This is a genomic window from Streptomyces canus 299MFChir4.1, assembly GCF_000383615.1.
Taxonomy (GTDB): domain Bacteria; phylum Actinomycetota; class Actinomycetes; order Streptomycetales; family Streptomycetaceae; genus Streptomyces; species Streptomyces canus_C.
Genome location: NZ_KB911614.1, coordinates 57718 through 84492 on the forward strand (window position 1 = coordinate 57718; position 26775 = coordinate 84492).

The window sequence follows — 26775 nt, forward strand, 5'->3', positions numbered from 1 at the left end:
TACCCACTCAGGGGCGCGGGGAACTGCGCGACCAGAAACGACGGACCGGCACCCGGCTACGAACCCAGATGCCCCATGTCGTTCCAGCTCTCGATCGCGGGCTCCCCATAAGCCCAGCCGAGCACCGAGAGGGACGTCGGATTAAGCCGTATCCGGGCCGCGAAGCCAACCGGCAGGCCCAGCCACCGTGCCCCGATGGACCGCAGGATGTGCCCGTGGGCGAAGACCAGCACATCCCGGTCCGCCGAGCGCGCCCACGCGACGACCTCGTCCGCGCGAGAAGTGATCTCCGCCAGGGACTCCCCCTCGGGAACGCCGTCCCGCCAGATCAGCCAGCCCGGCCGCATCGCCTGGATCTCTTCCGGGGTCATGCCCTCGTACGTGCCGTAGTCCCACTCCATGAGCGTGTCCCAGGTGGCAGCCCGCTCCCCGAACCCGGCGAGTTCGCAGGTCTCCCGCGCGCGTACCAGCGGGCTCGTGCGTATCTCCACCCCGGGAAGGCCGTCGTACGGGGCCCGGTGCAGCCGCTCGCCGAGCAGCTTGGCGCCCCGTCGGCCCTCCTCCAGGAGCGGCACGTCGGTCCTGCCGGTGTGCTTGCCGGACAGCGACCACTCGGTCTGTCCGTGCCGGGCCAGCAGGATGCGCGGTGCCATGGAGAAACCTTTCCGGGGGAAAGCGGAGGCGGAACGCCTCCATCATCGCGCACCCTGTGGGGGGCAACCCGACGGGCGTTCTCAGCGTCTTCGTGGACCGAAGGCGCTGCGTGGGGGCACTCCACAGGGGCCCGCGCATACGCCGTAAAGTGGCACCCCCGGACAAGGACCGCCGGACGCCGCGCGAAACGAAGGGGGACAGGATCGGATGCCGCTGACCGAGACACCAGGCACCGAGGCAGCCCCTCAGACGCGGCTGCGCTGGTGGACGGAGCTGCCCCTGATCCTGTTGGTGTACGCCTGCTACAGCGCCGGCCGGCTCCTCGCCAGGGGCGACGTCACCGGCGCCGTGGACCACGGCCTGGCGATCCTCAAGGTCGAGAAGGTCCTGTACCTCAACGCCGAGCACCCGCTCAACCGGCTCTTCACCAGCCAGACCTGGATCGGCGTACCGGCCGACTTCTGGTACGCCTCGCTGCACTACCTGGTCACCCCGGCCGTCCTGATCTGGCTCTTCCGCTCGCGTGCCGTGCACTACCGGGCGGCCCGCACCTGGCTGATGACGTCCACGTTCATGGGTCTGATCGGCTTCACCCTGCTGCCGACCTGCCCGCCCCGCCTCCTCTCGGCGAGCTACGGCTTCGTCGACACCATGGCGCAGTACAGCTCGTACGGCTGGTGGGGCGGCGAGGCGAGTGCCCCGCGGGGCATGGGCGGCATGACGAACCAGTACGCGGCCATGCCGAGCCTGCACGTCGGCTGGGCCCTGTGGTGCGGTGTGATGCTGTGGCGCTACGGCAGAACGCGTACGACGAGGGCCGCAGCGGTCGCCTACCCGCTGATCACCACCATCGTGGTCATGGGCACCGCGAACCACTACTTCCTCGACGCGGTCGCGGGCGCGGTGGTGATGGGGCTCGGGTTCCTGCTCGCCCCGTACGTCAGCCGCGTGGCCGAGCGGGCCACGGCGGGACTCCGCTCCCGGATGGTCACCGTTTCCGTCGCCTCTCGGGACACAGAGCCCTCAATTGTCAGTGCCGGATGCAAGACTTCCGCGGGTGAGCACATTCCACGGCAGCGCGAGTCACGCTTCCCAGGCGGAGCCGAGCCGAGTGCCGCTCCCACGGACGCGGGGGACGGCGCTCCGGCAGCGGCTCGCTGAGCTGCGCGGACCCGAGGTACCGGCCAAGGCACTGGACGCACGCGCCCTGGCGGCGCTCGCGGCGAACCCCGGCTGCAAGCGGCGCGCGATCCTCGACGGCGCCGGGGTGAACAAGACGGCGCTGGCGAGCGCCCTGGGGTCGCCGTCCGCCTTCGGGCAGTCGCAGTTCGCCCTGACCCGGGGCAACGCCTTCGAGGCCAAGGTCAAGGCGGACGGCGGCGCGGAGCTGCTGCGGCTGGTGCACGAGCGACTGGACCGGAGGGCCGAGCCGCCCACCGAGGCCCATGTCCCCGACCTCGCCGCGATCGGCCCCGAGGGCCGTACCGCGCGGACGGCCCTCGCCCTGCGCGAAGCCTCCGGGACACAGGGGTGGACGCTGCTCGACCACCCCATGCTCGCGCTCGACGTCGCCGGCTCCCCCGCCTTTCTGGAGCCCGACGCGGTGGTCGTGCACCCGGACGGCAGCTGGACGGTCGTGGAGATCAAGTCCTTCCCGATGCTGGACGGTTCGGCGGACCCGTCGAAGGTGGGCGCGGCCGCCCGCCAGGCCGCGGTGTACGTCCTCGCGCTGGAGGAGGTCGCCGCCCGCGTGGAGCCGGCTCCGCGGGTCCGCCACCGGGTCCTGCTGGTCTGCCCCAAGGACTTCTCCAACCTGCCCACCGCCTCGGCCGTCGACATCCGCAAGCAGCGCGCGGTCACCGCCCGCCAGCTGACCCGCCTCACCCGCGTCGAGGACATCGCCGACGCCCTCCCCGAGGGCACCTGCTTCGCCCCCGACCTGCCCTCCGGCGAACTGACGGCCGCGGTCGAGTCGGTCCCGGCGACCTACGCCCCCGAGTGCCTGTCCGCGTGCGAACTGGCCTTCCACTGCCGGGACCGCTCCCGCGCGGACGGCGCGGTGACCTCCCTGGGCCGCTCGGTGCGTGCGGAGCTGGGCGGTCTGACGACGGTCGAGGAGGTCCTGGCGGCGGCCCGCGGCGAGGCCGGAGACCCGGACGACCCGGCGGTGGCGGCACTGCGCAGAGCGGCGGAGCTGCGCGCGGAGGCGCTGGGGGTGACCGCATGTCGCTGATCGCCACGCTGGCCCGGCTGGAAGCCGTCAGCACCGGCCGCGCCCAGCCCGCCGCAACCGTCCTCCACCGGCACCTCTCCGACCGGCCCCTCGTCCTGGTCCCGCTCACCACCGCGGGCGAGGCCGGTGCCCCGCTCGGCGCGCTCGTGGGCACCGACCGGGACGCCCCGCACCTCCTGGTCGTACCGCAGCCCCGGGACCGCGACCTCAGGTTCGCGTTCCTCGCCGAACTGGCGGACATCGTGCTGCCCTACCTCGACGGGTACGCCGAGTCGGTGGAGGCCGCCGAGCGCAACGAGACCGATCCGGAGACCGGCAAGCGGATCAAGGTCGAGGTCGAGCTGTGCGCGGACGCCCCGCAGCTGATCCTGCCGAGCCGCGCGGGCGTCGATTTCGTACGGCTGCTCGGGCGCTCCATGCGCTTTCGGCGTACGGCGGAGCAGGACCCGGAGACCCCGTACCCGGCCCCGCCCCGGGTGCCGTTGCTGGGCCGGTGGCTGACCCACTTCGGGGAGCGGGCCCGCGTGCCGGGCTCCGCGCTGCTCCTTGCGATGACGGACGTGCTGGGCCGGCACTGGTCCACCGGCCAGTCCACGCTGGAGGACCAGCACTTGGGCGCGCTGCTCGCCTGGATCGACCCGCCGCAGGCCCGGTCGGGCGCCGAGGCCGCCCTGGAGGCCGAGCTGGCCCGGGACGACCGCGGCCAGCTGCTGCACCCGCCCGCCGGTCCCGCCACCGACCCGGCGTTCGACAACAAGCTGCTCGCCCCCGCCTTCGAGCGCTACGACCGCGCGCGTACCGCCCTCGCCGCCGCCGAGGACGGTCTGGAGGCCGACGACCGGCTCGGCGCACTCACCGCGGCCGAGCAGGAGATCCGCGCCCTCGTCGCGAGTCGCACCCGCCCCACCTGGGACGCGGTGTGGCGGGGCGTGGACCTGCTGCGGGTGCTGCCCGAGGGGGCGCATGTCGAGGAGCGGTGGACGCGCGACCGCTGGTCGTTCACGGGCCACCGCGACCGGGTCGTGGCGGGCGAGCCCCCGCAGTCGCGCCGCGACGACGCGGTCACCGCCGCCAACAAACTCGCCGCGCGTGAGCGCGAACAGGCCCGCCTTGAGGCGCAGGAGGCACTCGACGACCCGCTGGTGATGGCGGGGCGGCGGTTGGCCGGTGAGGCGTTCGCCGGGGAGGTCACGGACGTCGTCATGACGTACAGCGAGGGCAAGCGGCCCAGCCCGCGCCCGCTGGTGACCGTACGGACCGACGACCGGCCGCATCTGGGCGAGCGGGCCAAGGTGTACCGCTCGCTGGGCGGCAAGCCGCAGTCGGCCGAGTTCGTGGCGTCCGAGGAGGAGGGCGCGCTGGTCGTCCTCAAGATCCTCGACAAGATGGGCCGCGGCAAGGAGCCGGAGACCGGGTCGGTCCCCGAGAAGGGCGACCGGGTGTGCTTCACGCTCTTCGAGCACGAGCAGCGCGGCGGCGCGAAGCTGCCCGACCCGGAGGACACCCCGTGGACGCACGGCGGGCCGCCCGGTGAGGCCGTGCAGGAGAGCGCCGACCCCCTGACCCCGGAGGACGTCCTGTGACCACCCAGGCCAGGGGCCCCCGGGCCTTCGACTCCGGTGCCGAGGCCGGACGGGCCACCGACGCGATCCTCCGCGACACCCTGCACGGCACCCACCGCGGAGTCGTCGTCGACTCCCCGCCCGGCGCCGGCAAGTCCACCCTCGTCGTCCGCGCGGCACTCGAACTGGCCGACGCGGGACGCCCGCTGATGGTGGTCGCACAGACGAACGCCCAGGTGGACGACCTGGTCCTCCGGCTCGCCGAGAAGAACCCCGAGCTGCCGGTGGGGCGGCTGCACAGCAGTGACGCCGACCCGTACGACAAGGCGCTGGACGACCTGCCCCAGGTCCGCAAGTCGGCGAAGGCGGGTGATCTGACCGGGCTGCCCGTGGTGATCTCCACGGCCGCCAAGTGGGGGCATGTGAAGGCCGACGAGCCCTGGGCGCACGCGATCGTCGACGAGGCGTACCAGATGCGCTCGGACGCGCTGCTGGCGGTGGCCGGACTGTTCGAGCGGGCGCTGTTCGTGGGCGACCCCGGGCAGCTGGACCCGTTCGCGATCGTGGGCAGCGAGCAGTGGGCGGGGCTGTCGTACGACCCCTCGGCCTCGGCGGTGACGACCCTGCTGGCCCACAACCCCGAGCTGCCCCAGCACCGGCTGCCGGTGTCCTGGCGGCTCCCCGCCTCGGCCGCGCCCCTGGTCTCGGACGCCTTCTACCCGTACACGCCCTTCCGCAGCGGGACCGGCCACGACGACCGCCGGCTCGCCTTCGCGGTCCCCTCGGACGGCTCCGGGCCCGACCGGGTCATCGACGCGGCGGCGGAGTCCGGCTGGGGACTGCTGGAGCTGCCGGCCCGCCACACCCCGCGCACGGACCCGGAGGCGGTACGGGCCGTCGCGAGCGTCGTACGGCGTCTTCTCGACCGGGGCGGGGCGGCCACGTCGGAGCGCTCACCGGACCCCTCGCCGCTGACGGCCGACCGCATCGCGGTGGGCACGGCGCACCGGGACCAGGCGGCGGCGGTCCGCGCGGCGCTGGCCGACCTCGGCGTCGCGGACGTCACCGTCGACACGGCGAACCGTCTCCAGGGCCGCGAGTACGACGTCACGGTCGTCCTCCACCCGCTCTCCGGCCGCCCCGACGCCACCGCCTTCCACCTGGAGACGGGCCGCCTGTGCGTGCTGGCCTCCCGGCACCGCCACGCCTGCATCGTGGTGTGCCGGGCGGGCGTGAGCGACCTGTTGGACGACTACCCGTCCACGGAACCGGTCCAGCTGGGAACGCTGGTGAAGTTCCCGGACGGCTGGGAGGCCAACCACGCGGTACTCGCACGGCTGGCGGAACACCGGGTGGCGTGGCGGCCGTGACGTAGGCCTCGGTATGTGCCGGAGGCGACCCGCCCCCTTGCACGGGCGCGGGACAATGGACGGTGGCCCTTCCACAGGCGGGCCGTCGGTACGGACGACGTACGAGGAGGATGAAGACATGGCGGAGCCCACGCCGCGTCGGAACGAACCGCGGCTGCGCCCCGCGCCCCTGCTGTTCGAGCCCACGCAGGTGGCCGACGACCCGGAGCACTTCTTCGACCTGGAGTCGATCGACGACCCGCGCGCGCTGCTGACCCGGTCCACCGAGCTGGCGCAGGCTTTCCGCGCTGCGGCGGACCGTGCCGTGGAGTTCCAGGCGATGGCGGCGGCCCAGCTGGCCGATCCCCGGCGCTTCGACCGGCTCACGACGGCGGACATCGCCGAGCGCGCCGAGTGGACCGAGGACTACGCGAAGAAGATGGTCGAGTTCGGCCGGGACCTGCTGCGCGGCGCGGAGGGCGGAGCGGGACACGCGGACCCTGTGTGAATCTCGCGTGGCATATGCCAGGCGGGCAAGATACCCCTCCCCGCCCCCTCCTGTCCCGATTTCCCGCAACCCTGTGGAACGGCCCTCTCACGCCCCGTAGATGTAGACGGCATGAGCACTCGCGACGAACCGTTCACCGACCGCTTCGACGTCTGCGGCGCCACCGCGGACGGGGCCGCCTGGCTCGCCTCGGCAGGAACGTATCCGCGCAGCACCCTGTCGCTGTGGGAGGACCACCCCGCCGCCCCGGTCGTCCTGCCGTGCGGTACCGCCTTCGACGTGGTCAGCGCTCCCGCGATCTTCGGGCGCCGGATGGTCGACCGGCTGTGGGACGAGGGTCCGGGCTCGGGGCCGGTGGCCACGTTCCGGGGCCGGATGCTCCTCTTCGCGGCGCCGGGCACGGCACAGCGGCTGCCGTCCCTGCTGCGGTGGGAGGAGTTCGGCCGTACGGGGGCGATCCCGGCGCTGCTGTGCCACGGCACCGGCGACGCGGTGACCGTTCCGGCCCCGCTCAGCGCCGCGAAATCCGCACTGACCTCACGCTGGCTGGTTGCCCCCGACACCCGTCACCCCTGGCTGCCGGGCCCCGAAATCCTGCTCTGGGCAGCCGTCCGCGCGGCCCGCACCGCCGTGCGGATATCGATTTTTCCCCCGGCCGATCAGGATGCTAAGGTCTACGACGTCAGCAGGCGCCGCTAGCTCAGTTGGTTAGAGCAGCTGACTCTTAATCAGCGGGTCCGGGGTTCGAGTCCCTGGCGGCGCACAGACACTGAAGGCCCTCCGTGGAAGCGGGGGGCCTTCGGCGTTGAGCCCGAGTCGCTCGACACTCCGGACACAAGCCGGGGCCCGGCGGAGGCGGCCGGGGGTCCGGGGGTTGCCCCCCGGGAAGACACAGCATCAGCGGGTCCGGGGTTCGAGTCCCTGGCGGCGCACGTTGTCGATGGCGAGGCTTGTTCGCGGAAAGCGCGAACCGGTCTCGCCATCGTCGTTCCTGCGCGGCTGCGCCGCGCGTCGTGGGGGCTCCGCCACCCACACCCCCTCTCCCACCGAGCCGCCGGCCAGGAAGTCACCCGACCGCGATCTCCACGTCAAACGCCCCCGCGGTCGTCCGTCCCGTCACCTTCACGCGTACGTCCTCCCCCGGCACACTGAAGGTCTCGCCCACGTCGACGGGGGCGTCCGCGAGTGGGGGGTAGACGGAGTTCTCCCAGCAGGCCTCGGTGCGGGGGTGGGCGTCGATCACCTGGATGGGGCCGCCGCCGGACGCGGCGCCGCTGTGGACGCGGTAGACCAGCACGCCCTGCCGGCAGACCGCCTCGTCACTGCCCACCGCCTCGCGCGCCTCGAAGGCGAGCGCGCTGTCGGTCCCGGTGGGTACGACCGCGAGCTTCGTGCCGCGCCCGAGTCCGAAGATCCCGGCACGGTCGGGACCGGCCTCGACCGGCTCCAGCGTCAGCCGCGTCGGCTTCGGCCCCCGTACGCACGCCACCTGCCGCCGCTCCAGCCAGCCCAGCTTCCACTTGTGCCAGGCGAACAGATCAGGGGCCAGTCCGAACTGGCTGCCCATCAGGTCCCAGTCGCCGACGTAGGTGTCCCAGTCGCCCTTGCCGTCCATCGGCCGGTGATACAGATCCGGCAGGTCGAAGACGTGCCCGGTCTCGTGGGCCAGCACCAGACGGTCCGGCGGGTGCTTCTCGAAGACCGTGACGACCCGGCGGATGTCCGTGCGGTCGGCGTGCAGCGGCACGTCCAGGTTGACGACCTTCGTGGCGTCCGAGTCGACGCCGGGCGCGTCCGGGTCGGCGACGAAGTAGACGACGTCGTAGCGCGAGAAGTCGACCTCCCCGTCCGCCGCCGCCAGCGCGTCCCGGAGGTAGGCGCCCCGGTCCGCGGCACTCCAGTCGCGCTGTATGGCGTACGCGGTAGACGGGCGCGGCATCCGGAGCCAGTGCCGCAGCGGGTGCGGGCGCAGGGTGAACCGGCCGTAGGAGGCGCGGTCGAAGAAGCGGGTGGTGGCCGGGAAGTGATCTGCGGTCAGCTGGGCCGGGGTGGTGATCGGCGGGGCGTCCGGGAAGGACAGGAAGACCATCACCGCGTCGAGGGCGCGGGCCGGACGCGGATACGCAGTGTTCCAGGTGTCCAGGCCCTCCGAGTGATGGGCCTCGGTGCGTTCCAGGGCGCAGGGCGCCGAGGAGAAGGGTCCGGCGACCGACGGCCCGGTGACGAGGGAGGTGGCGGCGAGCGCCGCCATGGTGGTGAACACGGCGGCGGTGCTGCGCAGGGGCGGACGCGAGAAAGTGCGCGGAAACGAGCGCGGCAACGGGACCTCCGGGAGCGGTTCACGGGACACCGCACCCAGCCTGTGATGATTTGCGGTAATACGCCCTGTTTATCTGCACCGGACGAGTGAGTTGGCGTGACCTGCCGAACCGGCCGACACCCCCGAATCACTCACGGAACGTCACAACCGGTCTCCTGCCTGAAGAACCCGTCCAGCTGCGGGCAGAAACGATCTGCCAGAAGGGGTTGCCGGTCCCCGAGACTGGGCAATGGCTGGAAGGGCCTGGGGGCAGCCTCTATGATCGGCACACTTTCCTGCGCGGACAGCGATCGAGTGCACTGCGGGAGCTAGCGGTGAACGGAACGTCCGAAGGGCCGGCGCCCGCGGCAGACCTCGACGGGTCAGCCGTAACAGAGAGTGACATCGCGACACCTTTTCGTACCGAGCCGCCGTCGCATCGCGCGGCGTTCGCGGCGGCACCGCTGGCCATGGCCGTGGTGGACCGCGAGGGCACGGTCGTCGACGCCAACCCCGCCTTCGGGGAGCTGCTCGGCGCCGTACCGGAGGAGTTGTCCGGGACCCTGGCCGCCGACCTGGTGGACCTGGCCTCGGACACGCGTACCTGGCACGCCTATCGCGAGGTGCTGCGCGGCCGGCAGGCGAAGCTGCGCTGCAAGCGCCGGCTCAAGCATCCCGACGGGCACTCCATGTGGGCGCAGATCACGGTCACGCCGCTGGCCGGGGACGCACACGGCTCCCCCGGCGTCCTGCTCTCCGTCGCCGACATCACCGCCCGCCGCGAACTGCAGGCGCGGCTGCGGCACTTGCAGATGCACGACCCGGTGACCCGGCTGCCCAACCGCACACTGTTCTTCGAGCGGCTGACGGCCGCGCTGGAGCCGGAGTCGTACGAACAGGGCGGCACGGGCCGGATCGGGCTGTGCTATCTGGACCTCGACGGGTTCCAGGCCGTCAACGACACCCTCGGGCACCGGGTGGGCGACCGACTGCTGGCCGCCGTCGCCGAGCGCCTGACGCGCTGCGCGGACGAGGCCGGCCACGACCGGGCGACCGCTCCCCTGGTGGCGCGGCTGGGCGGCGACGAGTTCGCCCTGCTCGTCGAGGACTCCACCGGCACGGAACAGCTCGCCGACCTCGCCGAGTCCCTGCTGAAGGCGATCCAGGCGCCCTTCGACCTCTCCGGCCACCGGATGTCGGTGTCGGCGTCGATCGGGGTCGTCGAACGCCGGGCGGCGGGCACCTCGGCGACGGGGCTGATGCAGGCCGCCGACACCACGCTGTACTGGGCCAAGGCCGACGGGCGGGACCGCTGGACGCTGTTCGACCCCGAGCGCAACGCCCACCGCATGACCCGTCAGGCCCTCGCCTCCACGCTGCGCCCGGCCATCGAGCGCGGCGAGTTCAGGCTGGAGTACCAGCCGCTGGTCGGGATGGAGGACGGCCGGCTGCGCGGGGTCGAGGCGCTCATCCGCTGGGACCACCCGCAGTTCGGCATGCTGACGCCGAATCGGTTCATCCAACTGGCCGAGGAGGACGGCTCGATCGTCCCGCTCGGCCGCTGGATCCTGGCCACCGCCTGCCGGCAGGCCCGGCAGTGGCAGCTGGACCACCCCGACGAGCCGCCGATCTTCGTCAGCGTCAACGTGGCGGTCCGTCAGGTCTGGGACTCCGACCTGGTCGCGGACGTGGCGAAGACCCTCGCGGAGACGGGCCTCGCCCCGCATCTGCTCCAGCTCGAACTCACCGAGTCCGCCGTGATGGGCTCCGCGGGCCGTCCGCTCCAGGCCCTCCAGGCGCTGAGCGACATGGGTGTCGGCATCGCGATCGACGACTTCGGCACCGGCTACTCGAACCTCGCCTACCTCAGCCGCCTGCCGGTCTCCGTCCTGAAGCTGGACGGCTCCTTCGTACGGGGCTTCCAGTACGAGGGGGAGGGCGTCCCCCCGAACCCGGCCGACGAGGTCGTCGTCGAGGCGATGATCCAGCTCGCCCACCGCCTCGGCCTCACCGTCACGGCGGAGTGCGTCGAGACCTCGGCCCAGGCCAGCCGGCTGCGCCGCATCGGCTGCGACACCGGCCAGGGGTGGCTGTACTCGCGGCCGGTGTCGCCGGATCGTATCTCCGGGCTGATGGGCGCGCAGGCCTAGGAGGCCTCGGGGAGGCCGTAGGCGTCCGCCACGAGTTCGTACGAACGCAGGCGTACGTCACCGCTGTGGGCGTTGCCCGTGAGCATCAGCTCGTCGGCGCCGGTGCGCTTGTGGAGGTCGTCGAGGCCGGCGCGGACCTCGTCGGCGGTGCCGTGGATGACGTTGGCGTTCCAGGAGGTGGCGAACTCCTCCTCCATCGGGCTGAATTCGTAGGCCTCCGCCTCCTCGGGCGTGGGGACCAGGCCCGGGCGGCCGGTGCGCAGCCGGATCATGCTGAGCGCGGCGGCGCGGACCTGGCGGCGGGCCTCCCTCTCGTCGTCGGTGGCGAGGGCGGAGACGCCGATGAGGGCGTATGGCTCGGCCAGGAGCGCGGAGGGCCGGAAGGACTCGCGGTACAGGTCCAGGGCCGGGATGGTGTTCTGCGCCGAGAAGTGGTGCGCGAAGGCGAAGGGCAGGCCGAGGGAGCCGGCCAGCCGGGCGCTGAAGCCGGAGGAGCCGAGCAGCCAGACGGGCGGGCGGTGCGGGGACTGGACCCCTCCGGGCGAGGTCGCCTGGACGGGGCCGGGCACGGCGTGGATCCGGCGGTAGGGGTGGCCGTCCGGGAAGTCGTCGTCCAGGAAGCGGGTGAGCTCCATGAGCTGCTCGGGGAAGTCGTCGGCGCCCTCACGCAGCCGGTCGCTGCGGCGCAGGGCGGCCGCGGTGGCGCCGTCCGTGCCCGGGGCCCGGCCGAGGCCCAGGTCGACCCGGCCGGGGGCCAGCGCCTCCAGCGTGCCGAACTGCTCCGCGATCACCAGCGGGGCGTGATTCGGGAGCATGACGCCGCCCGAGCCGAGCCGGATGCGGCTGGTGTGGGCGGCGAGGTGGGCGAGGATCACCGCGGGCGAGGAGGACGCCACGCCCGGCATGGAGTGGTGCTCGGCGACCCAGTAGCGGTGGAAGCCGCGTGACTCCGTGAGCCTGGCGATGGCGACGCTGGTGCGCAGGGCGTCGGTGGCCGTACGTCCGGCGCCGACGGTGACCAGGTCGAGTACCGAGAGAGGTACGGGGGCGGTGCCCTGTGCAGTACCTCGGATCTCGTCTTCCGCCACGGTGGGGTGCCTCCTGCTCATGAGCCGTGCGCTGTCGTCCACGCAAGAACAGGAGAGTGTCCCCGGTTATTCCCGGGCGCCCATCCGTATCGCCGACATCGCGTGGACCGCGCTGAGTGTCGCCGCCGCCCTGTGGGCGATCCTGGCCACCGTCGACGCCGTACGCGGCACCGGCTCGTGGGCGTACAGCGTGGTGGCCCTCGCCCTGCTCACGATCGGTCTGACCCTGCGGGTCATCGGCATCCGGCGCCGGGGGCGGACCCGGCTCTGAGGAGGGACGCCTCGGGGTGCTCACCACCGAGGCCCCGCAGGAGCGTCGGCGGTGAGCGCCTGAAGCCGTCCGCCTCACACCTGGACGATCGGCTCCCGTGTGAACAGCGCCCCCATCGCCGGAGCGTTCACCCGGCGGTCGGTCAGCCTCAGGGCCTCCCAGACGGTGACCTGGTTCGCGGTGAGGACCGGCTTGCCGAGTTCCTTCTCCAGGGCCTGGATGTGGCCGGCCGTGTGGAGGGCGGTGTCCGGGAGGAGCACCGCCTCGGCGTCCGGCGAGTCGGCCTGCCGGGCCAGCGCGAAGACCTCCTCCTCGCCCCAGGTGCCGACCTCCGCGGCGGTGATGATCCCGGCGCCGCGGACCTGGCCGACCTGGATCCCGCCCGCCCGCAGGAACTCGGCGAACAGGCCCGCCACGTCGTCCGGGTAGGTCGCCGCGACCGCCACCCGTCCGGCCTCGATCTCCCGGGCCGCGTGCACGAAGGCGAAGGAGGTCGAGGAGGCGGGCATGCCGGCCGTGCGGGCCAAGGTGCGGACCTGTTCCTGGGCGCCTTCCCAGCCGCGCACGAAGCTGCCGCTGGTGCAGGCCCAGACGACGGACTCGGCGCCCGACATGCGCAGTTCCTCGACGCCGGCGGCGAGCCGCTCGGGCGAGCCCATCTCCTGGAGGGCGTCCACGCGGTGGGCGTCCGTGCCGATGTCGGTGTGGACCACGTCGAGGCGGATGTCGCTGCCCAGGAGCTGTTCGATGCGCGGGTAGTCGTCCTCGGCGGAATGTCCCGGGTAGAGGAATCCGAGTGCGGTCATGTCCAGCCTTCCTGCTGCTGTTCTTCGTCCGGCAGGCCCCGGACTTCCGGCAGACCCGGAATCTCCGGGCGCAGGCCCGGTAGCTCCGGGCGCAGGGGACCGGTCCTCGCCGCCGGGTCGATCAGCGCCTGGTACGGTCCCACGGCTCGGGTACCCAATCGGCGCAACGCCGCCCACATCGTCACCTGGTTGGCCGAGATCACCGGTATCCGCAGCTCCGCCTCCAGTTGCGGGATGACGTCGTACGTCGGCAGGTTGGTGCAGCTGATGAACAGCGCCTGGGCGTCGGCCCGTACGGCCTTGTGGGCCATCTCGGAGACCTGCCGGTAGGGCACCTTCCAGATGTGCCGGGTCAGGCCCATGTAGGCGCAGCCGGTGACCGAGACACCCGCCTCGGCGACGTACTCCTCCAGCGCCCTGGTCACCGACACCGTGTACGGCGTCACCAGCGCCACCCGGCGCACGTCGAGCTCGGCGAGGGCGTCCAGGAGGGCGCCGGACGTGGTCAGGGACGGGACCGCGCCCGCCCTGGTCATGGCCGCGCACATGGCGCGTTCCCCTGCGACCCCGCCAACGAAGCTGCCGGAGGTGCAGGCGTAGGCGACGATCTCGGGGGCGATGGCGTTGAGCGTGCGCACGGCCTCGTGCAGGGTCTCGTGCTCGCTGACCAGGCGGGCCAGGTCGAGGCTGACCTCGACGGGGACGTACGGGGTGCGGGTGAGATGGAGCGAGATCTCGTCGGGGACCCAGCGCCACAGCTCGCGATCCAGCGCGAAGTCGAAGGGGGCGACGACACCGACACCGCGCTGAGGGCGCGGACCACCTAGAAACGAAACGTCCATGGCGAAGACCGGCCTCACGGTGAGAGACGGAGGGACAGCGGAACGTACGCAACGCCCGTGTTGACGAAGGTAGGTTCGGGTGCGAGCGTGGTCAATCCGCCCATGTCAAGCACATGTAAACACCGGGGTTGCCGCCGGTTTCCCGCCCACGTCAGACGCCCGGCAGCCCCGCGACAACCCGTAGAAACGGTGGCTCGATGTCCGTCCCCACCCTTCTGGTCCTTGACGCCGACCCCCCGCCGCGCCTCGGCCGGCTCACCGGCCGGGCCCGGATCGAGCACGCGGACGGGACCACTCTCGCCGAGCGGCTGCCGTCCGCCGACGTGCTGCTGGTCTGGGACTTCGCCTCGACCGCGGTGCGCGACGCCTGGCCGGGCGAGGGGCCTCGGCCCCGCTGGGTGCACACAGCGAGCGCGGGCGTGGACCACCTGATGTGTCCCGAACTCGCCGTCTCCGACACGGTGGTGACCAACGCGCGCGGGGTCTTCGACCAGCCGATCGCCGAGTACGTGGCCGCGCTGGTCCTGACGATGGCGAAGGACCTGCCCCGGACCCTGGAGCTGCAACGCGAGGGCGTGTGGCGGCATCGGGAGTCCCAGCGGGTGGCAGGCACGCGCGCGTGCGTGGTCGGCTCCGGGCCCATCGGCCGGGCGATCGTGAGCATGCTCAAGGCGCTCGGCATCACGACCGCCCTGGTCGGCCGCCGCCCCCGCACCGGCATCCACGGCCCCGACGACCTCGACCGGCTGATGGCCCGCGCCGACTGGGTGATCGCGGCCGCCCCGCTCACCGCGGAGACACACGGCATGTTCGACGCCCGCCGCTTCGGGATGATGCAGCCCTCCGCCCGGTTCATCAACATCGGCCGGGGTCAGCTGGTCGTCGAGGAGGCGCTGGTGGAGGCGGTGTCCAAGCGGTGGATCGCCGGGGCCGCCCTCGACGTGTTCGACACCGAACCGCTGCCGCCCGAGAGCCCGTTGTGGCGGGTCCCGGGGCTGATCGTGTCCCCGCACATGAGCGGTGACACGGTCGGCTGGCGCGATGAACTCGGCACGCAGTTCGTGGAGTTGTACGACCGCTGGGAGGCGGGCAGATCGCTGCCGAACGTGGTCGACAAGAAGCGCGGGTATGTACCAGGGCACTGAACGTCGAGCGAGGGGCAGCAGATGCAGGACCTCACCGGACTGACCGCCGTACAACTCGTCGAGGGTTACCGCAAGGGGGAGTTCAGCCCCGTCGAGGCCACCCGGGCGGCCCTGGAGCGGGCCGAGCGGATCCAGCCGGAGGTGACCGCGTTCGTACGGCTGACCGGCGAGGAAGCCCTCGCGCAGGCGCGCGCGTCGGCCGACCGCTGGCGGCGCGGGGAGCCGTGCGGCGCGGTGGACGGCGTTCCGGTCACGGTGAAGGACATCCTGCTGACGCGCGGCGCCCCCACCCTGAAGGGCTCCAGGACGATCTCGGAGAGCGGCACGTGGGACGAGGACGCGCCCTCCGTCGCCCGACTGCGCGAGCAGGGCGCCGTGTTCCTCGGCAAGACGACCACTCCGGAGTTCGGCTGGAAGGGCGTCACGGACTCACCGCTGTCGGGAGTGACCCGCAATCCCTACGACCCGACGCGCACCGCGGGCGGCTCCAGCGGGGGTGCCGCGGCGGCCGTGGCGCTCGGCGCGGGGCCGCTCGCGCTCGGCACGGACGGCGGGGGCAGTGTCCGTATCCCGGCCGCGTTCTGCGGGATCTTCGCCCTGAAGCCGACGTACGGGCGGGTGCCGCTCTACCCGGCGAGCGCCTTCGGCACCCTCGCCCACGTCGGCCCGATGACCCGGGACGCGGCCGACGCGGCGCTGCTGCTCGACGTCATCGGCGTGCCGGACTCCCGTGACTGGTCGGCGCTGGGCCCGGCGGCCGGCCCGTACACGGCGGCCCTCGCGGGCGGCGTGCGCGGGCTGCGGGTGGCCTACTCGCCGTCCCTCGGCGGCCAGGTGGCCGTACAGCCGGGGGTCGCGGCCGCGGTCCGCCGTGCCGTGGAGCGGCTGGCCGGACTCGGCGCGTACGTCACCGAGGCCGACCCCGACTTCACCGATCCCGTGGACGCCTTCCACACCCTGTGGTTCAGCGGGGCGGCCCGGGTGACCCAGCATCTCGGGCCGCACCAGCGGGAGGTGCTGGACCCGGGGCTCCGGGAGATCTGCGGCCGCGGGGCCCGCATGAGCGCGCTCGACTACCTGGCCGCGGTGGACGTCCGGATGGACCTCGGGCGCCGGATGGGCCGTTTCCACGACTCCTACGACCTGTTGGTCACCCCGGCCCTGCCGATCACCGCGTTCGAGGCGGGCACGGAGGTCCCGAAGGGCTCGGGGCACCACCGCTGGACGGGGTGGACGCCGTTCACGTACCCCTTCAACATGACGCAGCAGCCGGCGGCGAGCGTGCCCGTCGGCACGGACGGCGACGGGCTGCCGGTGGGGCTCCAGATCGTGGCGGCCCGGCACCGGGACGACCTGGTACTGCGGGCGGCCCACGCCCTGTACGAGGCGGAGGCGGCGGGCATCCGGCCGCCCGTCGCGGCCCACGCGAGGTGAGGGCTAGGCCCGGCTGAAACGCAGGCTCTCGCCGAGGGCGCCCGAGCGCCAGAGGTCGTTGCAGCCCTCGGCCAGGGCGTCCAGCCCCTCCACCACCTGGCCCCAGACGATGCCCGGCACCCAGCCGACGTCGGCGTTCAGGAGCAGGTTGTTGCGCTCGTAGAACAGAGCCAGGTCGACCACCGTCGTGCCCGCGCGGACCTCGCGGTCGTAGCCGTAGGACTTCGTGCCGAGTTCCGTGCCCGCGAAGGAGAAATAGCAGAGATCTCCGGGAATCGGGGTAACTGTCGGATTTTCCAGGGGTGGCTCTGTTTCCGCGAACGGCGGGAAAAGGGCGTAGATCTCGTTGCGTGCGTACTTCGCGTGATAGACGTCACCGGCGAGCGGGAGGGCGTCCCATACGGCCGCGCAGGTGATCGGCGCCCGGTCGTCCAGGAGCTTTGCCCTGGCGGTGATCCCGCGCTTGACCAGCGAGACTTCGATGTAGCGGTCAGCCATGCATTCCATGGTCCCCCGCCGGTCAAGAGGGCCTCGGCAAAAACAGGGCTCAAATCGATCCGCATAAGTCGCATCCGGTCGGGTAGCCGCGCCGCCATGGCTCCACCACTGGAACACGGCGAACACATATCCGGGACCACCCGCCGGTCGCTGCTCGCGGGGGTAGCGGCGCTCGGCGCGCTGGGCGCGGCCGGCTGCTCACGTGTGGCCACCGCCTCCACCACAGGGGGCGGTGAACTGCTCGACCGGCTCAGAGCGGCGGGTGTCGTACGGCTGGGAATCGCGGGTGAGATCCCCTTCGGGTACATCGACAAGAACGGCGACCTGACCGGCGAGGCACCCGAACTCGCGAAGGTCGTATTCAAGCGGCTCGGGGTGGACCGGGTGCAGCCCGTGCCCACCGAGTTCGGCTCGCTCATTCCCGGGCTGAATTCGCAGCAGTTCGATGTCGTGGCGGCCGGGATGTATGTCACCCCGGAACGCTGCGAACAGGTGATCTTCGCAGATCCCGACTACCAGATGCTCGATTCCTTCATCGTGCGCAAGGGAAATCCCAAAGGTCTTCACAACTACAAGGACGTCGTCGCGAAGAAGGCGAAGTTCGCCACCGGTACCGGCTATGCGGAGATCGGGTACGCCGTCGAGGCTGGATACAAGGAGAGCGACATCCTGATCGTTCCCGACCAGGTCGCGGGGCTGAACGCGGTGGAGGCGGGGCGCGTCGACGTGTTCGCCGGAACCGCGCTCACCACCCGTGAGGTGGTGAAGAAATCGGCCAAGGCGGAGGCGACGAAGGCCTTCACCCCGACGGTGGACGGCAAGCCGCACATCGACGGCGGTGCCTTCGCGTTCCGCCGCACCGAGACGAACCTGCGGGACGCCTTCAACGCCGAGCTGCGGAAGCTGAAGAAGAGCGGGGAACTGCTCCGGGTCCTCAAGCCCTTCGGGTTCACGCGGGCCGAGATGACGGACCTGACCGCGAAGGAGCTCTGCGGCGGATGACCTCCGGACTCTGGGAACTGGTGTTCAAGGGCATCTGGACCACGGTCCAGCTGCTGTTCTTCAGCGCGATCCTCGCCGCCGCCGTGTCCTTCGTGGTCGGCGTAGCGCGCACCCACCGGCTGTGGATCGTCCGCTTCCTCGCGGGCTTCTACACCGAGGTGTTCCGCGGCACCTCCGCGCTGGTGATGATCTTCTGGGTGTTCTTCGTGCTGCCCCCGGCCTTCGGCTGGCAGCTCGTCCCGATGTGGGCGGGCACCCTCGCGCTCGGCCTCACCTACGGGGCGTACGGCTCCGAGATCGTGCGCGGGGCGCTCAAGGCGGTCGACCCGGCGCAGCAGGAGGGCGGGATCGCGCTGAGCTTCACGCCCTGGCAGCGGATGCGGCTGATCCTGCTGCCGCAGGCGGTGCCGGAGATGATCCCGCCGTTCTCCAACCTGCTGATCGAGCTGCTCAAGGGCACCGCGCTGGTGTCCGTGATGGGCATGGGCGACCTGGCGTTCAGCGGCAACCTGGTGCGGCTCGCGCTCCAGGAGAGCGCCGGGATCTACACGTATCTGCTGCTCATCTACTTCGTGATCGCCTTCCTGCTCACGCGGTTGATGCGGGGCCTGGAGAAGAAGCTGAAGGCGGGGGTCGGCAAGGAGCCCCAACGCGGTCTTGACACCGACGCCGAGCTGAAGCGTGCTCAGACGACGGGCGTAGGAGGTCAGGTCGCATGACGTGGGACTGGAATGCCGTAAGCGACTTCATGCCGCAGTTCTGGGACGGTCTGCTGGTCACCCTGCAGGCCCTCGCGCTCGGCTCGCTGATCTCGTTCGCGCTGGGCCTGGTGTGGGCGCTGCTGATGCGCGCGCCGTCGCGGTTCGTGCGCTGGCCGGTCGGGGTGGTCACGGAGTTCGTGCGCAACACCCCGCTGCTGGTCCAGCTGTTCTTCCTCTTCTACGTGCTGCCCGAGTGGGGCGTGACCCTCTCGGCGCTGGCCACCGGTGTCATCGGGATCGGGCTGCACTACTCGACGTACACGATGCAGGTCTACCGGGCCGGTATCGAGGCGGTGCCGCCCGGTCAGTGGGAGGCGGCGACCGCGCTGAACCTGCCGCGGGTGCGGACCTGGCAGGTGGTGATCCTGCCGCAGGCGATCCGCCGGGTCGTGCCGGCCCTCGGCAACTACGTGATCTCGATGCTCAAGGACACCCCGATGCTGATGGTCATCACGGTCCTGGAGATGCTCGGCGAGGCGCGGCTGTTCGCCCAGGAGCACTTCCAGTTCACCGAGCCGCTGACCGTGATCGGCGTGGCCTTCATCGTCATCTCCTATCTGGCCTCCCTTCTTCTGCGATCCCTGGAGCGACGTCTTGTCCGCTGACACTCCCCTCATGAAAGAACCCGACGCGAACACCAACCCGCCGGTCGACGGCAGTGAGCTGATCCGCTTCGAGGACGTGACCAAGCGCTTCGGGTCGAACACGGTCCTGGACCGGCTGAACTTCTCCGTCGACTCCGGCAAGCACGTGACGCTGATCGGCCCCTCCGGATCCGGCAAAACCACGATCCTGCGGATGCTGATGACGCTGACCAAGCCCGACGAGGGGACGGTCACCGTCGACGGCGAGAAGCTGTTCCCGGCGCCGGAGAAGCAGCTGCGCGAGGTCCGCAAGAAGATCGGGATGGTCTTCCAGCAGTTCAACCTCTTCCCGAACATGTCGGTCCTCAGGAACATCACCGAGGCGCCCGTCACCGTCCTCGGCATGTCCAAGGACGAGGCGGAGGCACGCGCGCGTGAGCTGCTCGATCTGGTGGGCCTCGCCGACAAGGCCGGCGCCCGGCCGACCCAGCTCTCCGGCGGTCAGCAGCAGCGGGTGGCGATCGCCCGGGCACTGGCCATGCGGCCGCGGGTGATGCTGCTCGACGAGGTGACCTCGGCGCTCGACCCGGAGCTGGTCGCCGGCGTCCTCGACGTGCTGCGGGACATCGCCCGCACCACCGACATCACGATGCTCTGCGTGACCCACGAGATGAACTTCGCCCGGGACATCTCCGACCAGGTCCTGATGTTCGACTCGGGCCGGATCATCGAGTCGGGTCCGCCGGAGAAGATCTTCAGCGACCCCGCGCAGGACCGCACACGGGAATTTCTGAGCGCGGTTCTCTGACTCCCGGAAATGAACAACGTTCAACCTTCGAGGTCCCGGACCCGGGTCATGTCCTTGGCATATGCCAGCGTGTCAGCGCCCCTGCTGAGAGGCCCGGCCCGGGGACGGAATCTCGTCAACGGCCGCTCACTACAAGCCTTTTGCCGGTTATCGTGGAGGGGATCGCTGTCTGGATTACGGCCCAGTAGTAGTGCGACCGAGCGAGCGCAGGGGGAACACCGTGGCGCTGAAGCACGAGCCGACCGCGCCGTACCACTCGGCTCAGGACGCGCTGCGCGTCCTGGAGACCGTGGCACGGCACACCGCCGGAGTCACCGACGCCGAACTCGCCCGTACCACCGGCCTCGACCCGGAGCGACTGACCACGCTCCTGAGGATGCTGCGCCGCGAGGGGTACGTCGAGCAGGTCGCCGACGGCGCGTATGTGACGGGGGACGCCCTGACCAGGCTCACCTCGGTGCGCGACCGTGACGAGGCCCTGCGCGACCAGCTCCAGCGCACCCTCGACGAACTGCGCGACTCGATCGGCGCGGCCGTCTACATCAGCCGGTACGTCGACGGAGAGGTCACCATCGCCCAGTACGCCGACGGTCCCGCGACCCCGGCGGTCAACGAGTGGGTGGACTTCCGCTCCTCCGCCCACGCCACCGCGCTCGGCAAGAGCCTGCTCAGCCAGCTGGACCACAACGGGCGCCGCGACCACCTCTCCCGGCACCGCATGACCCGCCTCACCTCGCGGACCATCACCAACGACAAGCTGCTGCTCTCCCGCCTGGACGCCCAGCCGCCGACGGTCCCCCACCTCGACCTCCAGGAGTACGCGGTGGGCACGGTGTGCGCGGCGGTGCCGATCACCGCGGGTTCGCTGGTGGGATGCCTCGCGCTGTCCCTGCCGGTCGACCAGGCCCACCGCCTGCGCCAGGCGACGGACCGCTTGAACCGTGGGGCGGCTCCGGTACTGCTGTCACTAACGATCTAGGGCGACTGCCCGCGGGGCAGTGGTCAGAAGCACCCCTTCCGACCGGGTAGTATTTTCTCTGTCGCCAGCCGCCGAAGGCGGAGGGCGAGAGTCACGCGCCGCTAGCTCAGTTGGTTAGAGCAGCTGACTCTTAATCAGCGGGTCCGGGGTTCGAGTCCCTGGCGGCGCACCGGTGAAGGGCCTCTCGTGGGAGCGAGAGGCCCTTCGGCGTTTTCCAGACGCCGGTACGTCCCTGTCCCGGGCGGCCGCCACCACACCGGGTCCGTGCAGCGCAGGCCTTCTTTCCTGAGCAGCGCTCGGTTGATCTTGTTCGTCGCCGTGACCGGTATCCGCTCCACCACCCGCACGAACCGGGGCGCCATCTTCGTGCCGAGATCGGGCTGGGCTTCCAGGAAGTCCGCGAAGGTCTCCGGGTCGAAGGTCCCCGCGACGGTCGCCATCACCTGGTCCCCGGTCACCGGATCGGGCACCGCGTACACGGCGACGGCCACCGCCCCCTCGTAGCGGGCGAGGATGTTCTCGATCATCGCGGCGGCCAGGTTCTCGCTGTCGACGCGGAGTCGGTCGTCGGTGCGGCCCGCGAAGTAGAGGTAGCCGTCGGCGTCCCGGTAGAAGAGGTCTCCGGTCCAGTACCAGCCTCCCCGGCGGCGCTCGGCCTCCGCCCCGGGGTTGCGCCAGTACCCCTCGAAGGGGTTAGGGGCCCTGTTCACCAGTTCCCCTATCGCCGAGTCCCCGTTCAGCAGCCGCCCGGCCGCGTCGAACCGTGCCGGCGGACACTCCTCCCCCGTCTCCTGATCGAGTACGACGAGTCCGGGCCCCGCCCGCCCGACCGCGCCCCGCGGAGTCCCCGGCGCCCACTGGATCGCCGCGCCGCCCTCGGAGGACCCGTACCCCTCGACCAGCCGCACCCCGAACCGCCGCTCGAAGGCCGCCGCGTCCACGGCCCCCGCCTCGGTGCCGAAGCCGAGCCGCAGCGGGTTGTCCCGGTCGTCCTCGCGCTCCTCGGTGGCCAGGACGTACTGGATCGCCCGGCCGACATAGGTGAAGTACGTCGCCCCGTACGCGCGCACGTCCGCCAGGAACCCCGAGGCCGAGAACCGCCGTCTGAGCGCGATGCCCGCCCCGGTCGCCAGCGCGGGCGCCCAGTCGGCGATCACCGCGTTGCCGTGGAACATCGGCATGCAGATGTAGTGCACCCCGTCAGGGCCGAGCCGGAACTGTTCGGCCAGCGAGCGCCCGGCGGCGGCCAGGCGCCCCTGGGAGCAGAGCGCGGCCTTGGGGGCGCCGGTCGAGCCGGAGGTGAAGTAGAGGAGCAGCCGGTCGTCGGGCGCGGCGCGGGAGGCGTCCGGTTCGGCGTCGGCGTAGGGCGCCAGCAGGGTGTCGTACTCCTCGGTGCCGGTCACCAGCAGGCGGACGCCGGGGAGGTCGAGGCCGCGCAGCAAGGGGAGTTGGGACGGCTCGGTGACCAGCAGGCGGCACTCGGTGTGCAGGATGTCGCGGGCGAGCTCGGCGCCGCGGCGGGTGGGGTTGACACCGGCGACGGCGATGCGGGCGAGGGCGGCGGCGCCCAGCCACTGCGGGTATTCCGGGGTGTTGTCGAGCAACAGGCCGATGTGGGCCCCGGCGCCCGGCAGCAGGTCGGTGAGCAGTGCGGCCCGGGCGGCGGCGCCCGCCGCCACCTCGTGGTGGGTGAGCACCCGCCCCTCGAACCACAGTCCGGGCCGGTGGTCGCCCCACCGGCCGGCTACGAGCTCCGCGACCGTACGCCTCCTGGAGTCCATGGGGGCGTACGGTAGTTGACGGGTCGTCAGATGTGGAGGTCTAGGACATCGCGGCGAAGGAGGCCATGAAGCCGACGCAGAACAGGACGACCACCCCGGCGAAGGCCACCACCGCGAAGGCGGCGCAGCCGTGCCCGCCGCCGGCGGGACGGGCCGTGGCCACGATGCGGGGGCCCTCGGCGTAGTGGGCGGTGACGACATCGCCCTCGAGCACGGTGCCCGGGCCGCCCTCCTCCTCGAAACGGACGACACGGCCGTCGCGGGCCCTGAACTCGTATACATGACGCAGGCTCGTGCGCACCCGGCTGTCGCCGCCGCCGTGCGCCACGGTGTACACCCGCAGGCACCGAGCCTCGGCGGTGAGCCCGCTCGTCCAGGCTCTGCGCATCCGCAGCCAGCGCCGCACCATGAGGTACGCGCCGAAGAGGGCCACGGCCATGATCAGGACGGGAATGGCGTAGAAGAAGGCGTTCATGACAGATCCCCCGAGGTCAGGCACCGATCGCGTGATCGTGTGGGGGAACCTACCCCGGGGGACGCCTGGACTGTCTCAAGCAATGCTCAGAACGTGACGTCCGAGCAGGCGTAGAACGCGTTCGTGGTGTCGGCGATCGTCCACACCGCGACGATCACATGCCGTCCGCTGAGCCCGGACGGCAGGGTGCCGCTGTGCGAGAGGGTCGAGGGGGGTCGCTGGCCGTTGTAGGGGACGGTCAGGAACGGGGTGAGGTTGAGGTCGGAGCGGGTCAGGTTGTGGTTCTGGTTCCAGCCCGCCTTGGTGACGTAGTACTTGAAGTCGGTCGTGGCGTGCATGGCGGTGAACTGCCAGCGGAAGGTGTAGCTCTGGCCGCCCGTCACCTTGGTCGCCGGCCAGGCCGTGCCCGAGGGGGCCCTGGGCGCGCTGAGCTGGCTGAAGCGGCTCACGCCGCCGTTGCATATCTGGCCGTCGGCGGGTCCGCCGGCCGGGAAGCCCTTGGGGCCCTCGACGCTCTGCGGCTCCCACTGGATGTCGCCGCAGTTCGCCACGGTGCCGTTCTGGCAGAGCTTCTGCCTGCTGATGGGGAGGTCGGTGTAGCCATGGCTGCTGGCGCCGCCGGAGGAGAGCACGACGGCTCCGGTGGTGGCGAGACCCACCACGGCGGCGTACCACTTGGTCTTTTTGCGCATACTGCCGCTCCTGGAGAACGTGGGGAGGTTCAGTGAGCTTGCAGGTCTAGACCAAGTCTCAGATTATTACTGAGCGTTGACCATGTCCATACCAACTACGCCCCTTGTTCTCCGCGGCCCGCGCAGAACGCCACCGTCAAGTCCTTCACCAGCGCCTTGCGTTCGTAGTCGTCCAGTTCCACCAGGCCCCGCATGGTCAGCCGCGTCACCGTGTCCTCCACCGAGTCCACGACCGAGGTCAGCACGGTGGACCGGTGCTGGGCGTCCAGCGCGGCGATCCGGCGGCGGTGCATCGCGGCGGCGACCTCGGGGGCGTACTCGACGCGCAGCGGCTGGACCGAGAAGACCTCGACACCGACGGGCGCGGTCTCCGCGGCCACCAGCCGGGTCAGTGCCTCCCCCGCCGCGTCGGCCGAACCGTGCCCCGAGCCCGGCGCCTCCACCGGGACCCGGGCGAGCGCGGCCTCGACGCACTCGCGCAGGTACGTCTCGTGGTCGTCGACGCCGAGCGTGGCCCGCGCGGTGTCCCGTACCCGCCACACCACGAGGACGACGACCCGGAGCGCGACCCCGCTCGCGTCGGCGGCCGGCATCGGCTCGCCGCGCCAGTGCCGCAGCCGCACGTCGACCCGGCGGCGCAGCAGCAGCGGGTTGACCCACATCAGGCCGGTGCGCCGGACGGTCCCCCGGTAGCGGCCGAACAGACCGAGCACCCAGGCCCGCCCGGTCCGGCCCCGGGCCAGTCCGCCGAAGCCGAACAGGCCGAGGGCACCGGCTCCGGCGTACGCCGCCCACTGCGCCGGACCGAGGCCCGCGCCCGCGAACGCCGGGACCCTGAGCGCCTCCAGTGCGAGCCGCGGCAACAGGCCGGCCCACCACGAGGTGACCGCGCACCCGGCCACCCCGCAGGTGCCGGCGAGGACACCCACCGCGCCCGGCAGCACCCGCGCGGGACGCTCGGCCAGCTCGGGGTCGACGTCGGGGGCGGGGCGCGGGACGACCTGGTCGGGCCTGCGCAGCCGGGGCTGTTCTCCGGTGCCCTGCCGGCGGGCCACCACCGCGGGCTTCAGCGGTACCGACACCGGGTCCGGGTCGTCACGGAAGAGCAGATGGACCGGGATCTCGGTGGTCGCCTCGTTCTGGATGAGCCGGGCCGGGCGGGCGTGCCCCTCGGACTCCGGTGTGGGTGAAGTGGTCGTAGTCATGCGTGTCTCCAGCCTCCGCGCCAGATGTCACCACAGGTGGTTACGAGAAGAGCCGCCGCCAGGTCTCCGGCCCCGGGTAGCCGTCCGCCGCGCCGCCCCGCCAGCCCTGGGAGCGCTGGAACGCCTCGACGCCCCGCCGGTCCGGCTCGCCCCAGCGCGGACCCGGCCCGGTCGTGTAGTACTTGCCGAACCCTTTCTTCACCAACTGTCTGCCGAGCTGGGTGACGTACTGGTTGCTCGCGCCCGGCCGGAACATCGCGCGCCCGGGGTAGCCGGGGACGCCGTGCGAGGAGGGCGCCGACGGGCCCGCCGCCCCGGTCTGACCGCCCGTCGCCCCGATGTCCTTGCCCTTGCCGGTCACCAGCAGCGTCCAGGTCTGCGCCCCGGGCAGCCCGTCCGCGTCCTCGCCCCGCCAGCCCTGCGCCTGCTGGAACGCCTGGGTGGCCCTGCGGTCCGTGTCCGTCCAGCGGGGGCCGGGACCGGAGGTGTAGTAGCGCCCGGCGCCGCGCTCCACGAGCATGCGGCCGAGTTGGGTGACGTACTTGTTGTTGGCCCCGGGACCGAAGTAGGCGGCCCCCGGGTAGGGCGTCACGTCCGGCGACTGCGGCTTGGCGGTGTCCGGCTCGGACGTGGCCGGTACCCCGCCCGTCGTGGCGCCCGCGAGCCCCTTGTACCGGTAGGCCACGTACCGGTCCGAGTTGCTCCAGTAGGCGTACGGGGTGGCCTGCCCGCGGGCGTGCGGGCGGGTCTCCTCGTAGGCGAGGTAATAGGTGCGCGTGTAGTCGGTCCAGCCGCCGAAGATGACGACGTGCGAGCCCTGCTCGGGGTTGGCCGGGTTGTGGAAGAGCAGGATGTCGCCGGGCTGGAGGTCATCCTTGGCGATCTTGATCCCGTACTGGCCCAGGCTGCCGGTCCACTCGTTGCCGGGCAGGTTCCAGGCCATGGACACGAAGCCCGAGCAGTCCTGCCGGTAGCCGTCGTCCCAGTAGGCGGACATGCTGTACGGCACCTTCGCGGCGACCCACTGCTTGGCCCGCCGGATGATGTCGGCGCGGGTGGTGGTCGGCGTCTTGACGGCGCCCGGCCTGCCGCCGGGGCCGTGCAGCGGGGCCTTGTGGCCCTGGGGGGTGTCGGGCTCGTCGACCGCGGGGACGCCTGGCCGGGCCCGGACGTGGGAGGCGGCGAAGGCCGGGGCCGTGTGGACCGCGCCGAAGGCGGTGGAGGCCGCGGCGGCGAGGATCACGGCCCGGGTGGTGGCGGGGTGACCGCCGGTCGACCGGGGGAGAACGCGCCGCCAGTGGACGCATCCTGGGCAGTCGCAGTCGCTCGCGGGATCGATTTCCTCGAATACCGGAGTCTCCATGCGACGCCCCTCACACTCCAGATTGAAATGTCCGCAACTGTACACATTCGTCAGTTTCTCAACTGTCGCCCGGACGCGCATGCTGACGGTCCGAATGATGTACGCCGATCCGGAGCACCATCCCGGATCGGGTAGAGTTGCCCAGGTCAGCAGGCGCCGCTAGCTCAGTTGGTTAGAGCAGCTGACTCTTAATCAGCGGGTCCGGGGTTCGAGTCCCTGGCGGCGCACAGACAAGGACAGGCCTCCCGTGAAACCGGGGGGCCTGTCGCGATTCGGACACGTCGCC

The 26775-nt window shown here is 71.7% G+C and carries 26 protein-coding genes and 3 tRNA genes; 18 read left to right on the forward strand and 11 right to left on the reverse strand.

Features of this window, described 5'->3' with window-relative positions; all coding sequences use genetic code 11:
- Window positions 1–56: 56 nt before the first annotated feature.
- Entirely contained in the window at window positions 57–653 is a 597-nt protein-coding gene (locus H293_RS0139375) for a histidine phosphatase family protein (protein ID WP_020123287.1), read from the reverse strand.
- A 208-nt stretch (window positions 654–861) separates the two neighbouring features.
- Here H293_RS0139375 and H293_RS0139380 point away from each other — a divergent pair, with 208 nt between their 5' ends.
- From H293_RS0139380 to H293_RS0139410, 7 genes are all read left to right on the forward strand, one after another.
- Window positions 862–1815, forward strand: a complete 954-nt coding sequence (locus H293_RS0139380) for a phosphatase PAP2 family protein (RefSeq protein ID WP_020123288.1) — start codon at window positions 862–864, stop codon at window positions 1813–1815.
- On the forward strand, window positions 1766–2887 hold the full coding sequence (locus H293_RS0139385; protein WP_020123289.1) for a hypothetical protein: 1122 nt from the start codon (window positions 1766–1768) through the stop codon (window positions 2885–2887). Before H293_RS0139380 ends, H293_RS0139385 begins: the two co-directional genes overlap by 50 nt.
- Window positions 2878–4470 carry a hypothetical protein gene (locus H293_RS0139390; RefSeq protein WP_020123290.1) on the forward strand — a complete coding sequence of 531 codons (1593 nt, stop codon included), beginning with the start codon at window positions 2878–2880 and terminating at the stop codon, window positions 4468–4470. The genes H293_RS0139385 and H293_RS0139390 overlap by 10 nt, the downstream gene beginning before the upstream one ends.
- Complete coding sequence (locus tag H293_RS0139395; protein ID WP_020123291.1) at window positions 4467–5819, forward strand: AAA domain-containing protein; 1353 nt, start codon at window positions 4467–4469, stop codon at window positions 5817–5819. The genes H293_RS0139390 and H293_RS0139395 overlap by 4 nt, the downstream gene beginning before the upstream one ends.
- 118 nt (window positions 5820–5937) lie before the next feature.
- On the forward strand, window positions 5938–6306 hold the full coding sequence (locus tag H293_RS0139400; protein WP_020123292.1) for a hypothetical protein: 369 nt from the start codon (window positions 5938–5940) through the stop codon (window positions 6304–6306).
- A 111-nt stretch (window positions 6307–6417) separates the two neighbouring features.
- Window positions 6418–7005, forward strand: a complete 588-nt coding sequence (locus tag H293_RS54350; protein ID WP_028808588.1) for a bifunctional DNA primase/polymerase — start codon at window positions 6418–6420, stop codon at window positions 7003–7005.
- Window positions 6996–7069, forward strand: a tRNA-Lys gene (locus H293_RS0139410). Before H293_RS54350 ends, H293_RS0139410 begins: the two co-directional genes overlap by 10 nt.
- A gap of 303 nt (window positions 7070–7372) precedes the next feature.
- On the opposite strand, the gene H293_RS0139415 is transcribed toward H293_RS0139410, so the two are convergent.
- A complete protein-coding gene (locus H293_RS0139415; protein ID WP_028808589.1) occupies window positions 7373–8656 on the reverse strand; it encodes a M6 family metalloprotease domain-containing protein in 1284 nt (427 codons plus the stop codon).
- A 284-nt stretch (window positions 8657–8940) separates the two neighbouring features.
- On the opposite strand from H293_RS0139415, the gene H293_RS0139420 reads away from it, so the two are divergent.
- Complete coding sequence (locus H293_RS0139420; protein WP_033416206.1) at window positions 8941–10755, forward strand: putative bifunctional diguanylate cyclase/phosphodiesterase; 1815 nt, start codon at window positions 8941–8943, stop codon at window positions 10753–10755.
- On the opposite strand, the gene H293_RS0139425 is transcribed toward H293_RS0139420, so the two are convergent.
- A complete protein-coding gene (locus H293_RS0139425) occupies window positions 10752–11864 on the reverse strand; it encodes an LLM class flavin-dependent oxidoreductase (protein WP_033416209.1) in 1113 nt (370 codons plus the stop codon). The two genes, H293_RS0139420 and H293_RS0139425, sit on opposite strands and share 4 nt — an antisense overlap.
- Between H293_RS0139425 and H293_RS0139430 the strand changes: the two genes are divergently transcribed.
- On the forward strand, window positions 11863–12114 hold the full coding sequence (locus H293_RS0139430) for a hypothetical protein (RefSeq protein ID WP_020123296.1): 252 nt from the start codon (window positions 11863–11865) through the stop codon (window positions 12112–12114). The two genes, H293_RS0139425 and H293_RS0139430, sit on opposite strands and share 2 nt — an antisense overlap.
- Window positions 12115–12188: 74 nt before the next feature.
- Here H293_RS0139430 and H293_RS0139435 read toward each other — a convergent pair whose 3' ends face one another.
- Complete coding sequence (locus H293_RS0139435; RefSeq protein WP_020123297.1) at window positions 12189–12920, reverse strand: maleate cis-trans isomerase family protein; 732 nt, start codon at window positions 12918–12920, stop codon at window positions 12189–12191.
- Complete coding sequence (locus tag H293_RS0139440) at window positions 12917–13762, reverse strand: maleate cis-trans isomerase family protein (RefSeq protein ID WP_020123298.1); 846 nt, start codon at window positions 13760–13762, stop codon at window positions 12917–12919. The genes H293_RS0139435 and H293_RS0139440 overlap by 4 nt, the downstream gene beginning before the upstream one ends.
- A gap of 197 nt (window positions 13763–13959) precedes the next feature.
- Between H293_RS0139440 and H293_RS0139445 the strand changes: the two genes are divergently transcribed.
- Complete coding sequence (locus tag H293_RS0139445; protein ID WP_020123299.1) at window positions 13960–14907, forward strand: D-2-hydroxyacid dehydrogenase; 948 nt, start codon at window positions 13960–13962, stop codon at window positions 14905–14907.
- 21 nt (window positions 14908–14928) lie between these two features.
- Window positions 14929–16341 (forward strand): amidase, encoded by a 1413-nt coding sequence (locus H293_RS0139450; protein WP_020123300.1) that lies wholly within the window; start codon window positions 14929–14931, stop codon window positions 16339–16341.
- Window positions 16342–16344: 3 nt separating this feature from the next.
- On the opposite strand, the gene H293_RS0139455 is transcribed toward H293_RS0139450, so the two are convergent.
- On the reverse strand, window positions 16345–16839 hold the full coding sequence (locus tag H293_RS0139455; protein WP_020123301.1) for a DUF3830 family protein: 495 nt from the start codon (window positions 16837–16839) through the stop codon (window positions 16345–16347).
- Window positions 16840–16935: 96 nt separating this feature from the next.
- On the opposite strand from H293_RS0139455, the gene ehuB reads away from it, so the two are divergent.
- From ehuB to H293_RS0139485, 6 genes are all read left to right on the forward strand, one after another.
- Window positions 16936–17841, forward strand: a complete 906-nt coding sequence (gene ehuB / locus H293_RS0139460) for an ectoine/hydroxyectoine ABC transporter substrate-binding protein EhuB (protein ID WP_020123302.1) — start codon at window positions 16936–16938, stop codon at window positions 17839–17841.
- Window positions 17838–18560 carry an ectoine/hydroxyectoine ABC transporter permease subunit EhuC gene (gene ehuC, locus H293_RS0139465; protein ID WP_020123303.1) on the forward strand — a complete coding sequence of 241 codons (723 nt, stop codon included), beginning with the start codon at window positions 17838–17840 and terminating at the stop codon, window positions 18558–18560. Before ehuB ends, ehuC begins: the two co-directional genes overlap by 4 nt.
- Window positions 18557–19207, forward strand: coding sequence for an ectoine/hydroxyectoine ABC transporter permease subunit EhuD (gene ehuD / locus H293_RS0139470; RefSeq protein ID WP_020123304.1), 651 nt, complete (start codon window positions 18557–18559; stop codon window positions 19205–19207). Before ehuC ends, ehuD begins: the two co-directional genes overlap by 4 nt.
- Window positions 19208–19217: 10 nt before the next feature.
- Window positions 19218–19994, forward strand: coding sequence for an ectoine/hydroxyectoine ABC transporter ATP-binding protein EhuA (gene ehuA, locus H293_RS0139475; protein WP_020123305.1), 777 nt, complete (start codon window positions 19218–19220; stop codon window positions 19992–19994).
- Between the two features lie 220 nt (window positions 19995–20214).
- On the forward strand, window positions 20215–20973 hold the full coding sequence (locus H293_RS0139480; RefSeq protein ID WP_020123306.1) for an IclR family transcriptional regulator: 759 nt from the start codon (window positions 20215–20217) through the stop codon (window positions 20971–20973).
- A 95-nt stretch (window positions 20974–21068) separates the two neighbouring features.
- Window positions 21069–21142, forward strand: a tRNA-Lys gene (locus tag H293_RS0139485).
- Here H293_RS0139485 and H293_RS54355 read toward each other — a convergent pair.
- The 5 genes from H293_RS54355 to H293_RS0139520 all read right to left on the reverse strand — a co-directional run bounded on the left by H293_RS54355 (window position 21108) and on the right by H293_RS0139520 (window position 26489).
- The gene (locus H293_RS54355; RefSeq protein WP_078612817.1) at window positions 21108–22754 is read right to left on the reverse strand and encodes a long-chain-fatty-acid--CoA ligase; all 1647 of its coding nucleotides are present in this window, start codon (window positions 22752–22754) and stop codon (window positions 21108–21110) included. The genes H293_RS0139485 and H293_RS54355 overlap by 35 nt on opposite strands.
- Before the next feature lie 40 nt (window positions 22755–22794).
- Window positions 22795–23229, reverse strand: a complete 435-nt coding sequence (locus H293_RS0139505) for a DUF3592 domain-containing protein (protein ID WP_020123307.1) — start codon at window positions 23227–23229, stop codon at window positions 22795–22797.
- An 86-nt stretch (window positions 23230–23315) separates the two neighbouring features.
- Window positions 23316–23921 carry a lytic polysaccharide monooxygenase auxiliary activity family 9 protein gene (locus H293_RS0139510; RefSeq protein WP_020123308.1) on the reverse strand — a complete coding sequence of 202 codons (606 nt, stop codon included), beginning with the start codon at window positions 23919–23921 and terminating at the stop codon, window positions 23316–23318.
- A gap of 95 nt (window positions 23922–24016) precedes the next feature.
- A complete protein-coding gene (locus H293_RS0139515; RefSeq protein WP_020123309.1) occupies window positions 24017–25126 on the reverse strand; it encodes an SPFH domain-containing protein in 1110 nt (369 codons plus the stop codon).
- A 40-nt stretch (window positions 25127–25166) separates the two neighbouring features.
- Complete coding sequence (locus H293_RS0139520; RefSeq protein ID WP_020123310.1) at window positions 25167–26489, reverse strand: peptidoglycan-binding protein; 1323 nt, start codon at window positions 26487–26489, stop codon at window positions 25167–25169.
- Window positions 26490–26642: 153 nt separating this feature from the next.
- On the opposite strand from H293_RS0139520, the gene H293_RS0139525 reads away from it, so the two are divergent.
- Window positions 26643–26716, forward strand: a tRNA-Lys gene (locus H293_RS0139525).
- Window positions 26717–26775 lie beyond the last annotated feature (59 nt).